Here is a 12,822-nt window from a genome sequence, read left to right on the forward strand (position 1 = left end):
GAGGCAGAGGGGCAGGGAGCAGAGGAGAGAGAAATTCTTTATTCTCCCCCTGCCCCCTGCCTCTTCCCCACTCTCCATAACAAAGTTATCGCCCAGATAAATTAGCAGTAAGCTGTTTGAGGGCGTTTTTCATATTTACTATGGCAACTATTAACGACAACTACCTGAAGCTGAAAGCGGGTTACCTGTTTCCAGAAATTGCTCGGCGGGTGAATGCCTTTGCTGAAGCCAATCCTGATGCTAAGGTTATCAGGTTGGGCATTGGCGATGTTACCGAACCTCTGCCAGAAGCTTGCCGCACAGCGATGATTAAAGCTGTGGAAGAAATGGGCGATCGCACTACCTTCAAAGGCTATGGCCCAGAGCAAGGCTATGCCTGGTTACGAGAAAAAATTGCTACTCAAGATTTCCAAGCACGGGGAGCCGATATAGATGCTTCGGAAATCTTTATCTCCGATGGTTCCAAGTGCGATACCGGCAATATTCTGGAAATCTTTGGTCATGACAATATAATTGCCGTTACTGACCCAGTTTATCCCGTGTATGTAGACACTAACGTTATGGTGGGAAATACTGGGAATGCCAACGATAAAGGTGAATTTGAAGGTTTAGTTTATCTACCGATTACGGCTGAGAACAACTTCACTGCCGAGATTCCTTCAAAGAAAGTCGATTTAATTTATCTCTGCTTTCCCAATAACCCCACTGGCGCAACTGCAACCAAGGAATATTTAAAGGCATGGGTAGACTATGCCAAAGCTAATAACTCGATTATTTTCTTTGATGCAGCCTACGAAGCTTATATTACCGATCCATCGATTCCCCACTCAATTTATGAAATTGAAGGTGCAAGAGAAGTTGCGATCGAGTTTCGTTCTTTTTCCAAGAATGCAGGCTTTACAGGAACTCGGTGTGCGTTAACTGTCGTACCAAAGACACTCACAGCAAAAGCCGCCGATGGTTCCGATGTGGAACTATGGAAACTCTGGAATCGCCGCCAGTCTACCAAGTTCAATGGTGTTTCTTACATCGTCCAACGGGGAGCCGAAGCGGTTTACTCTGAAGAAGGGCAGGCACAAATCAAAGCATTGGTGAGTTTCTATCTAGAAAACGCCAAAATTATCCGCGAGAAACTCACAGCCGCCGGATTATCAGTTTATGGAGGCGTGAATGCACCTTACGTCTGGGTGAAAACTCCTAATGGTTTATCCAGTTGGGAATTCTTTGATAAGTTGCTGCAAACTGTCAATGTTGTGGGGACACCTGGTTCTGGCTTTGGTGCTGCGGGTGAAGGTTACTTCCGCATTTCGGCGTTTAACAACCGGGAGAATGTCGAAGAGGCGATGAAGCGGATTACCGAGAAGTTTAAAGTGTAAGGCGATCGCTTTTAGCTGCTTTTGTTAAACTCATTCGATTAATCTAAAGGTTACGGTGGGCTGTATTATCCACCGCAACCTGACAGATAATTATTTAAACTCAGATCACTTATATTCTGGTTATGACTGCTGTCATCCCCTACCTCCCCTGCTTGCCCCAATTCATCCCAATGTTCTGCAACCTCCGTTATGCCTCACGTTAAATTTATAAATTTACACCAAGTATACACAGATGATCCTCTATGAGTTCCTGACCTAAATGCCTTGGGTATGGAGAAACGATATTTCCCATAGACCAAGCAGGCGAACATCTTAAACAGTGAGGAACACGACATAGAGCCTTTAAAGCTTCTTCTGTTTGAAAATGAAAATCTGGATGTACAAAAAACGGCACCATCTCCACCATCTGTTGATGTTTAAATGGGATGTTAGCACCGTATTTATCCTCTTGGAACCCGAGTTTATAGAGTTCGGGTATTGGCATTTCACCTTGTGCCTTCTGTGTTTTTGGTAGCTTTCCCACAGAGAAGAAATGCAGTAGTCCTGGTGCTGACTGATCGTAAAAACCGCTCAGATGTGGGAAATCTCGTGCTGGACAATCTTCGTTCCAAGCTTCTCGATTGGTAATGTACTGCGGTGTTTCTTTACCAGCGCGAATACGAATTACTGCTAATAAGTTCTGTAGTTGTTTGTTGTCACGCTTATACTCGCAAGTGTGACCAGGAACATGGCAGAAGTCGAGAACGTTGCATTTTGCCAAAAGGTTCTCATTTTGCAACTGGGGCCAGATTATACCATCATTGTCTTCGCCGCGTCCGTTACGCCATCCTTCAGCTTCAATTAGAACAATGCTTGGTCGGTCTAAATGTTTGGTTACTGTGCGTGCAACAAACTGTACTAATTCCGTACCGCTCAACTTGATTTTACTTTGAAGGCGTTTTTTATTTTCTTGGCGATCGCGACGTGCTTCAGCAAAAATTTTTCCGACAGCAATTCCCGCCTGTGTGTAAGGAATCCAATCATTAGCATCGGGAAGTAGTACATCTACTGCACCTGTTGCACGCAGACGAACCGCAAGAGCATAGTGAATATCACCTTGATTTTGGCTAGATTTGCGACGACAAAAGGCAATTACATCTAATTCTTGAGCAATTTCTTTCGGTATCTTTGCTTGCTCGTAGACTTGAGAAGGTAGCCCATATAGCGCCCCAATTTGACGTAATGTTCCATCCAGTACAGCACTCATCACACGTCCTTTTGTTGGTTTGCTGTAGGATGGTAATTTATCCTGGCCATCTTCTGTGTCACTTGATTTTGGTGTAACCGTCTGTATCATTTGGGAACTAATTCCCTCTCTAATACAAGCTTCACGAATAGCTCCTTTAATGTTTTGTTGGGGAAGAACTCCCTTTGTTTTGATTCGGCCAATTTCGATAATCGCTAAACAGTGGGGAGCAGTCTCAAAATTTATCAGAGGAATAGCACGTTGCTGGAGAAAGGTACGCCATAGGTCTCGCTTCGCTTGATGTTCATCACGCATCCGTCTGTCGAATTGGCTACCATCTTTAGGCTTAAGTCCATCTGTATTAAATTTTTCTAAAAGCTTGGCATTATCAATCAAAATTTTTGAAACTGTAATGTGTGCTGGAAAATCCTCATTTTCATTGAGAAGGAATACATCACGTAATTGCTGGTAAACAGTCTCACAAGTGTCTTGTTCTCGATAAATGAGAAAGATATGTATTGGCTTACCCTGCAATGCTCGGGAAATAGCATCAGTAGCAATTTGTTGGTACAGTTGCCGTCCTTTACGAGGTCTAGAAATAAATTCGTAATCGCGCATTGCTAGTGGTACTTTCTTACCAGATGGTGCAGGAATATCAGATCGCATCGGATTATCTGGTATCAAAACGCCTTTAAGCAGTTCCAGGACCCGTGCAATGATATCGCCTCGTTCCAGAAAACTAAATCCCGTTTTGATACTATGTCCTCGTTTCCGTTTCTCATGCTCATACCCATATCCTTCAACATGAATTAGATAATATTCGTCCCTATCACCCCAATTAGTTGAGTTGTTTAAATTACCAAATTTTGCGAGGTTATTAAGAATAGTTTCTGGCTTTTCTAGGGCGCGTGCCTTGAAGGCCGCAAGCAGTTCCGGCAGTTGCAATCCCCACAAATTCTCTTTTTCTTTGCCATTGTTTTCGATCGCCAGACGTACTAGCGTCGAATCTACCTCGTAATCGGATAAACGTGCCTTGTTCATACCCATGAGAACAGAGATGTCACGGCCGTAATTGCTATCTGATAAGGGTTCATGAGGATATCGCTGGCAACTTAAATCTAAGAAAATCCACGGCTCTAAATTGCCGTTATTATTGAACCGTCCTGCTTGCGTCTCAACATTAAAGTCTAGGCGGTAAGCAAAATAACCTTCTCTTTCGTTGCCATTTTTATCCGTGTAATTTGCCTTAAACGGCTTGCTAACTAGGTAGAGTCCAATTTTACCCGAACCACCTCCCTGTACTTTGCGCCATTGAATTTCCTGCTCTGTTTTTCCAGAGTGAATGATGCACTTCTTCCCGTGCAACATGGTTGCGAGCAGACTAGGAATGGCTTGAAATCCCAATCCTCTCTCTGCGTTAATATCGCGCACAAGTGTCTCCGGTTTAATCGGTTGCCAATCCCAATCTGGCGGGATTACAGCTATTCTTTCAAGAAAGCGATCGCACACGCTATTCACTTCATCTGTTTTACCTTTATCACGATATTGCTTCGTCCATTCCTGCGCCCAAATTATCACTAATTGATGTATTTGCTGGGGTGTGGGAGTCTTCAGTGGGTTCTCTGGTGTTCCCACAGCTAATGCTTGATATAAGGAAAGCTGGCTTTCCTCGTCAAAACTATGAAACTCAAAACCGTATGTGAGCGTAGATGCACAGGCAAGCAGAGCATTATTTAACTGGCGATAGGGCGGCCTAACCTCTCTGTTGTTGCTACGATACAAGACTTGTTTTATATCCCGGCAAAAGTCTGCAACTACCTGAACAAAAGGAAATGGCAGCACAGCAATCTCTAGGTTGGCAAATGCATCTGTCACCAAGTTCATGCGGGCAGGTAGCAAAATATTTGCTGGTGTAATTTTACTAGTCATACTCTTCCTCTATCTCTTCCGTCTATTTCCCAGTTGAAGCCATCGATATTAACCAAAGCATCTGCTATTGATTGGTATAAAGCTTGACTGATAACATCTTCATTAACATAGTCACAAAGCAAATCGATGATTGCTGCCAGCAAGCTGGTACGCGGTGTATCAGGCTGTTGTTCTTTGGCATAGTTTGGTGCCCAAGCAGCATCAACAAAGTAAGCATGAAAGGGAACACCTCCCCGCAAAAGACGACCTACAGCTTGAACAATTACGCCCGCAGTAGTCGCGGCTAAATCTTGGCGGGGAAAAGCACGTAACTCTTCATTTGCACGCAGTGTTTTGTAGTAAGAACGATGTTCTACCGATCGCCAATAACGCGCAGCCAATCGACGCACGGCTTCTGCACGTCCTAAAATTCCGTCTCCTTCCCAAGCGACGAAATTCGCATCTTCTATCCAATCCAAGGCACGACGGTTGATTTCTTGAGCGATCGCTTGAGTATCATGTGGATGAGGATAAGGACGGGTGAGAAAGTAAACCGCACCAAAAGCAGCTTTGCCATTTGCATTCAAAATGTTGAATCCGCGCCCCATAGCACTGATCGGTGCAGCCAGAATTTTGCCGCCAGTACGCGCGAAAGTTTCGATGTCAGCACGGTTGAGAGCGCCAACTTCCATCCTTGACTGATAGTCGATATCATCATCAGTAATAGTTTCTGTGCGATCGCGCTGCAAATGGTAGACTTGCTCGCGCATACCCCACCAACATTGACGGATTTCGTCTGCTACCCATCGCGCCTGGTCATAAGAGTTAACGAGTAACAGTAGGCGCTCCCTATCCTGCCAAAAATCTGGGTCGCTCTCACCAAGCTGTTTCAATTCCTCAAGCTCCTGTCCTAAATGACCGCTACCGTTGTTGCCAACCAGCGCTTGTGCCATCTCTTTAAACATTCCCATTTTCTGACGTTCAGGTGTCCCAGAAATACGGATAGGTTCATCTTTGCGGTTCGGTTGAGGCAGAAACTTAAAGCGGCTTTGGGCGATCGCTTCTGTTGCACTCGGCTCTGGCATTAAAATACCTTGGGGATTGCCGACATGAAATTGTGTGGAATCTCGTAGATAAGAAGTTCCTGATAATGCCAAGATGTTAGGGCCGCGTTGACCATCCAAGTCTGTTAGCAAGCGATGAAAGTTCAAAACATAGTAACGACCAATATTGGTATAAGCAAACAAGGATAATGCATTTTCGCTGCTGTTCTCAGATTGATTGTGATTGTCATCCTTGCGAGAATAGTAAGTACCAAACTGCCGCCCTGTTGGTGGTAAAGGTAGAATATTTAACATTGCTGTCGGCATACGACGATGTGGTGGCTCGTCATCCAGGATGGGCGGTCGATGATGCCATTCGTAAAAAACAATGCGTGTGTGCCGATCTAAAAGGGTGATGGTAAGCGCAAACTGTAAACGATAAGCTAGGGTTTCGAGAGTGTCTACTGGATCTGATTGTTCGTCGTTTTTTGAGGAGTTTCGCCGTTTTTTCTTAGCTGGCTGCTGTGAATTGTTTTGACGTTTTTCCAGTTGCGATCGCAGTCGCGCTAATAGTTCTCCTGTATTGGGGAAAAAATCAACTATCCAGGCTTTGCAAGCACGATAAATGCTTTCGTCAGTAGCACTTTCGCCGATACTGTTTATCTGTTGGATCAGAAGTGCTAACCTATTAACTTTAGAATTGGATCTAGGTTGCCCAAGTAATGGATCGTCGTCAAGTAATGCATCAAAATATTGCATTATCTCCTGTACACGTTGGTTATTAGCCTTAATTTCTTGCTCAGTGACATCAGGATGATCTAACTCTTCAAGTCCAGCAAGGCGACGAGCAAATTTATAGAGCAGAGAATTAGGTGTGAAATAGCCACGTTCTATCCATTTACGCAAAAATTCGTGTCCTAAATGTTTATCTAATAGCGTTAATGTTGCTGTAACTACACTCTGTACATGACGTTCTGCGGTTGTCCATCGCTGCATCAATGGTGGGCTGACACGGTTAAACCTCATGTAATCTTCAGTTTTCACCCCAATATCATCAAACACACCACCATTTGTTAATAAAACTTTCTCAGCATATACGTCGTCAAACCACTTGATAACTGTATCTACTTCATCAAATACAACAATATCGGAATGTTGATAAACCAGTTCCCCTATTTTGATTGGACGCAATTCTAGGTGACGTGGCAAACCAGCCATTGCCATTGCGCCTGGAGTTGTGATCCAAACACGGGCAGTTGGCATATCACGATATACCTGCTGTGATGGGCAAGTGGCAAAAAAGGGACATAAGTGGGATATACCAGGGTTATCGTTTTGTTTTTTGCGATCGCTTTCACTTTTTGGTGCTTCTTTCAAAGAGTGACATGGCTCGGTTCCAGGCTTGAGTGGCTTGCCCTGCAAACGGTCGAAGATGTCGCTAGACTGTAGCAATCCTTGCAAAGCACAAGCTGTTCCCAAAAAGCGATCGCCCCAGTGTGGTTGTCCGCGTTGCCAGTGTTCCTGAAAGTCTTTCGAGGCATAGAAGCTTTTCAGATGCGCGTCTCGTTTACTACGCCCTAGTAAAGGTACAGCAACCGGCTCATCGTTTTCTGGATCGTTACAGAACCACCAATTAATTTGATTTGCTAACCGAATTGCCGACTGTACATCACTGACAACCAAGGTGATGCGGCGATCGGGGTGATTTATTAGTACATTAACGGCCTGCAACGTTGACAGGGTAGACTTTCCAGAGGCGACTTGTCCCGCAAGATGTACAAAACCATCCAACTCTAATGGTTTTGTATTCCGCTCACTCAGCGTACCGTCTTCCTGAATTTTATGAAAGTTGATTTTGCGAAAGCGGCTTACCCAGTGTCCCTTTTGTGTTTCATACCAACCATATCGGCGTGCGAGTAACTGTTCGCGGCGATCGAGGAACTCTGCATCTGACTCTAAATCTGGGATTCGCAATGAAAAAGGCTCACGAGAGCGGGGTGTAGTAAACCAAGGCTGTTGTCGTGCAGTACTTAAATGTTCTGGTGTGAACTGTACTTGCATTGTGACTGTTTCTTTTTCTGTCTTAGCCTGGAATTGGTAGACAACTCCTGCTTTTACTGGCTTAACCCTGCGTTGGCGAAACTCCAAATCCGCACTCAGAGAGTTTTCGTATATATTTTGGTTGACTTGATCCCGAAGATGTTTCGCAGCATGAATAATCTGAGAATCTAAATCCTGGATATCGAAATCATAATTACGTCTGTTTTGCGGAATATTGCGGATGTAAAAACGTAATGCACTCAACCAAGCAAAACGTGCAGAAAACGGAATAATTTGCCGAGCGTTAGCAACTGCACGCCGTTGCATCTCATCCAAATTTTGTAAACGTGAGTGTCGCAAAGGCATACCACTGAGTGTTGCCCAAACTGCTGTTACAGGTTCATCATCAATTCCTAAACACTCCATTAATGCAAAGCCAAGTTCTACCTCAAGCAATAATTGGGCTTGCTCTCGATTTAGCTCAGAGTTATCTGTTAATTCCTTTAAGCGTTCTGTAAAAATATCAGGTGGCTTAAATAATGTCATTTGGCTCATAATGCTATTTCCCTTTACTCAGGTGCATTATCTTGGCGACGACTCGTTCTTCAAAAGCTGTATCACTGACAAGATGGGTGCTTTTTGGCAATCCTGTTGCTTCTTCACGCAGGATTTCGATGTAATCTTGGCGTTGATGCAGACGATGGTTAGGAATAACATAAAAACTTTCGTCGTAGCGCAAATCGCCTTCTCCAAATATCGGCTTCAGTTGCAAAGCCAAATCATACGGATTTCGGTAGTCTTTGATATCTACAGCCCACACTGAGGCATCACCAAAACGTAGTTGCAGGTCGTAACGGTCAATACCAGGCCACAGCTGAACTTCACAAAGATACTCTGGCTGTTGTTTATGTAGCTTTTTTAAAGCCTCCAATAGACGTATCTCTGGGATTCCAGGCAAACAGACACGCCAATGAATACCAAACTTGAGACGACGCAGACCTTGCTTCCAATAAATACGCCGGACATGAGACAAGTTTTTACGATGGTCGTTGCAGACGCTTGGCTTAACGCCACGTAGATGTCCATGTTTTTTAATTAAAGGGCCGCAGCGATCGCAGCACCAATAAGATTCATTTTCCTTACAGTCTTCGTACAGTTCGCCGATATCATCAATAGAGATATAACGCGTTTGAGAAAAGGTGTTGCGAAGCTTCTCTAGAGTAGTGTAAGGATTCGTAATTAAAAATTGACGCAGCAAAACATATTCCCTTTGAGAGCGTTCAACATCCTTTTCATTGGCTTGTTGCAGCTTGTCCAGCAACCTCAAAAACTGAAAGTTCTCCAATGCAATTTGTTGTACTTTCACAGAAGCAAACTCAGGAAGTTGCCCTCGCTTTAATAACTGCTCGTAGAAATACTGACTGGCTTCCTCACTTATTGCTCTATCGTATACTAGTCCATATTCTGAATCAAACTCCTTCGGTATAGACAATGGATACCATGTTTGCAAAGGTTTTTCTAGAAGATTAAAAAGACCTTCTAGAGTACGTGGATAAGGAATATCTGTAATCTTTAATGCCAAAGTATTACATACACGCCGTAATAAATCAGGATATGGATATTTAGGAAGTTGATATTGAGTATCTGGACGGAAAAACTCTGCTAAACCAACAACCAGGAAATCAAATATGATTATTTCACTGTTATCCAAGGAGTATCTCCTTTGTATAAAGCAAGCTTGTCAGTTTAAAAACACATAACGACTATAGCTTACAAGGAACAAAAAAGATACACTGTTTCATAAATGAAACAAAAAATATATGGGATACAACTTAGACACAAATTTATTAGCCGCAATGGTGAAAACGAAGCGAGGGAGGAAAGGGCTGCGAGACACAGCTAAAGAAATAGGTAATATTAGTTCTTCTACACTCTCACGGGTAGAAAATGGCAAAATACCCGATATGGAAACCTTTTTATTACTTTGCGATTGGCTGCAAGCGTCACCTGCTGAACTCTTTAAGAAAACAGAGGAATCCGAAGCGCCCTCCGACTCTAATACACCAGAGAGAATAGAAATTCAATTGCGAGCATCGAAAAAACTCGATCCGGCGATCGCCAATGCACTAGCAGAACTAGTCAAAGCAGCGTACCGGGATAGTTCTCAACAAAGCGACAACTAACAGCCGGATTAAAAAGAATCATGACACTAACAGAGAAATTACCAACTGAGTTTAGGCAAAAGTGTGAAGGGATTGCCACCGAGCAACGTAGTTTATTAAATTTACGGGCATTTAACCCATTACTAGCAGATATGCTGGCGGCTCAACTGAATGCAAAAATTTTGACGCCTGAACAGATTCCCAGCTTAGACCCTTGTGTAGTAGCGGTATTGCTCAATAGCGACCAATGGTCAGCAGGAATTATTCATCAAAACCCACTCTGGATTGTCAACAATCCACGCCATAGCCCCGCGCGACGTGAGTCAAACCTGATGCACGAGTTTGGACACCTGCTATTAAGACATAAAATTGTCCACTTTGATCCAAATACTGGGCTTCCTCTGCGCCGACAGAGCGATGAAGATGAGGCGACTTATTTGGGTGGATGCCTTCAGATTCCTCGGCGGGGTCTACTCTGGGCGGTTCAACGCCAAATGACACAGACGGAAATAACAGTGCATTTTAATGCAAGTGAGGAAATGGTGCGATTCCGTAGCAACGTCACTGGAGTAAATATTGGATAAATGTTGTATAAAAAATTTTGCCCTTTATTGATTTTGATGCTTCTTGAGGAGAAATATCGGCTAAAACCATCAATGTAAATGCGGCTAAACTTCTTGTTAAGAAAATCAACTCTCTGTCTGTTTCAGATTTGTTTTGATAATCTGACACGTCAATCAAACCATTAAATGTTTTTTGAAGGTAAGCCTTAATTTGACGTAGATGGATTTCACTCATAATATTGATAGATTTAATTAACTTTGATGTTATGGATCAAATTCTTACAAGCTTGTATGTAGTATAAATATACATTAATACATTAGAGTTTCTGCGATCGCATTTGGATAACTTTACCCTTTACTGCAAATCCAGCGAATACTTACTTAAGTATTAATAAATATATTATACTTATAATCATTGCCATAAAAATGGCTTCTGTAAGCCATATAAGCTCTTCAGAAACCATTTTAACTCAATTTTGAAGTATAGAATTATACTATTCTACGGTAACACTTTTAGCAAGGTTACGAGGCTGATCGACATCCAAACCGCGACGGGCGGCAATATGATAAGCCAATAATTGCAAAGGAACTACTGTCAGAATCGGAGAAAGTAATTCTTCTACATGAGAGACGGGAAGAAGATCGTTAAAGATTTCCGCAGCTTCGCCATCCTTGACGGGAGTCACGCCAATTAACCGAGAATCTCTGGCTTTGGCTTCTTGGGCATTAGAAATAACTTTTTCGTAAACACTACCAGGTATTGCGATCGCAACTACTGGTACTTTCGCATCTAAAAGTGCGATCGGGCCATGTTTCATCTCTCCAGCCGGATACCCTTCAGCGTGAATGTAGCTAATTTCTTTTAATTTCAACGCCCCTTCCAAAGCAATGGGGAAGTTGATTCCTCTTCCTATAAAAATGAAATCTTGGGTTTCGGCGAATTCATGGGCTAGCTGTTCAGTTAAACGTTCCTGACTTTCCAAAGTTGCCTCAATTTCTTTGGGAATCTGTCGCAACCCGTTAATAATTTTATCTAAAGTATCTTTTGAAACTGTCTGACGACGAGCTGCTAAATCCAATGCCAATGCATAAAACGCCATCAGTTGGGCAGTAAAAGTTTTTGTCGCTGCTACTCCAATTTCAATTCCCGCTAGGGTACTGATAACATGCGGTACGAGATGACCAAGGCTACTTTCGGGGCGATTCGTAATGCCTAATAGTCGCGCTTGATATTTGGGTTCTTTCCCCTGGCGACGTTCTTTCTCCATAGCTAAAGCTGCTAAGGTATCGGCGGTTTCACCTGATTGGGTAACGCCAATGATCAAGGTGTTAGCCGTTACGGGTGATGGTGCATAACGATACTCAGAAGCGTAATGCACCTGAGTTGAAATTCCTGCTAGTTGTTCGAGTAAATATTTTCCGATTAATGCTGCGTGCCAACTAGTACCACAGGCGAGGATCTGAATTTGTTCTAAATCGTTGTATAAATCCGCAGGTAAACCAAGATTGATTGGCGATTCGGTGGATTTATCTGGATTAAAGTAAGCGTCTAAACTAGCTCTTACTACCCCTGGTTGCTCATGGATTTCTTTGAGCATGAAGTGTTTGAATCCCTGCTTTTCTACCATTGCAGGATTGAAGTTGAGCAACCGGGGTTGTTTTTTCAACCTGTCGCCAGCAAAATTGTAAATCTCAACGCCCAAAGGTGTGAGACGGGCAATTTCGCCATTTTCCAGAGGTAGCACCGCACGGGTGTAGGCAACGATCGCAGGCGTATCAGATGCACAAAAGAACTCCCCTTGTCCAAAACCAATTACCAAAGGTGCTTGTTGGCGGACAACAATCAATTCATCGGGGTAGTCAGCAGAAATAACTGCAAGTGCAAACGCCCCGCGCAAGTGATTAACAGCTTGACGAATTGCCTCTAGGAAGGGAGATGAGGAAGATGAGGGGGGAAGATTCTTTGAAAATTCGGCGATGAGATGGGGAATGACTTCGGTATCGGTTTCAGAGCGAAATTCGTGTCCTTTTGCTTTGAGTTCCTCACGTAACTCGCGGTAGTTTTCGATAATGCCATTTTGCACTACTGCCACTCGCTTTGCCGTATCCAGATGGGGATGGGCGTTATACTCTTCTGGTTTACCATGAGTTGCCCAGCGTGTATGCCCAATACCAATTTGGGCAGGGGTTTCTATTTGTTCCAGTTTAGAACGCAGGTTATGGAGTTTGCCCTTCGCCCGCACACAATTTACCTCACCTTCCCAAATTGTGGCGATTCCAGCAGAATCGTAGCCCCTGTACTCTAGTTTTTCCAGCCCAGCCAGTAAAATGTCTGTCGCCGCTTGAGTGCCTATATATCCAACAATTCCGCACATTGCTCACACCACTTTTTTTCAGGATGATTAAATCCAGTATAGTGTTTACCACAAACTCGACGTTTTGCAAAGAAAAAAAGGGAGTAATTTACTCCCTCTACCACTAGGTATTGTTATGGATTTTGGGCTT

8 protein-coding genes are annotated in these 12,822 nt (G+C 43.4%); 3 read left to right on the forward strand and 5 right to left on the reverse strand.

From position 1 onward, the window contains the following. Positions 1–140: 140 nt before the first annotated feature. Complete coding sequence (locus RM347_RS08020; RefSeq protein WP_322720044.1) at positions 141–1,376, forward strand: LL-diaminopimelate aminotransferase; 1,236 nt, start codon at positions 141–143, stop codon at positions 1,374–1,376. A 205-nt stretch (positions 1,377–1,581) separates the two neighbouring features. Here the strand turns inward: RM347_RS08020 and RM347_RS08025 are convergent, their stop codons facing one another. From RM347_RS08025 to RM347_RS08035, 3 genes are read right to left on the reverse strand one after another with little or no spacing between them, the layout of a single operon-like run. Then, complete coding sequence (locus RM347_RS08025; RefSeq protein ID WP_322720043.1) at positions 1,582–4,530, reverse strand: RNaseH domain-containing protein; 2,949 nt, start codon at positions 4,528–4,530, stop codon at positions 1,582–1,584. After that, on the reverse strand, positions 4,527–8,147 hold the full coding sequence (locus RM347_RS08030) for a hypothetical protein (RefSeq protein ID WP_322720042.1): 3,621 nt from the start codon (positions 8,145–8,147) through the stop codon (positions 4,527–4,529). The genes RM347_RS08025 and RM347_RS08030 overlap by 4 nt, the downstream gene beginning before the upstream one ends. 4 nt (positions 8,148–8,151) lie before the next feature. Beyond that, on the reverse strand, positions 8,152–9,303 hold the full coding sequence (locus RM347_RS08035) for a hypothetical protein (protein ID WP_322720041.1): 1,152 nt from the start codon (positions 9,301–9,303) through the stop codon (positions 8,152–8,154). Between the two features lie 109 nt (positions 9,304–9,412). Here RM347_RS08035 and RM347_RS08040 point away from each other — a divergent pair, with 109 nt between their 5' ends. Both RM347_RS08040 and RM347_RS08045 read left to right on the forward strand, forming a co-directional pair. Further along, entirely contained in the window at positions 9,413–9,775 is a 363-nt protein-coding gene (locus RM347_RS08040) for a helix-turn-helix domain-containing protein (RefSeq protein WP_322720040.1), read from the forward strand. A gap of 20 nt (positions 9,776–9,795) precedes the next feature. Further along, positions 9,796–10,338, forward strand: coding sequence for an ImmA/IrrE family metallo-endopeptidase (locus RM347_RS08045; protein WP_322720039.1), 543 nt, complete (start codon positions 9,796–9,798; stop codon positions 10,336–10,338). Here the strand turns inward: RM347_RS08045 and RM347_RS08050 are convergent. Together RM347_RS08050 and glmS are read right to left on the reverse strand one after the other, a co-directional pair. Next, positions 10,316–10,552 (reverse strand): hypothetical protein, encoded by a 237-nt coding sequence (locus RM347_RS08050; protein WP_322720038.1) that lies wholly within the window; start codon positions 10,550–10,552, stop codon positions 10,316–10,318. The genes RM347_RS08045 and RM347_RS08050 overlap by 23 nt on opposite strands. 259 nt (positions 10,553–10,811) lie before the next feature. Next, complete coding sequence (glmS, locus tag RM347_RS08055) at positions 10,812–12,692, reverse strand: glutamine--fructose-6-phosphate transaminase (isomerizing) (RefSeq protein WP_322720037.1); 1,881 nt, start codon at positions 12,690–12,692, stop codon at positions 10,812–10,814. Between the last annotated feature and the right edge of the window lie 130 nt (positions 12,693–12,822).

Origin of the sequence: Nostoc sp. ChiQUE02 (genome assembly GCF_034531305.2) — a bacterium.
GTDB lineage: Bacteria > Cyanobacteriota > Cyanobacteriia > Cyanobacteriales > Nostocaceae > Nostoc.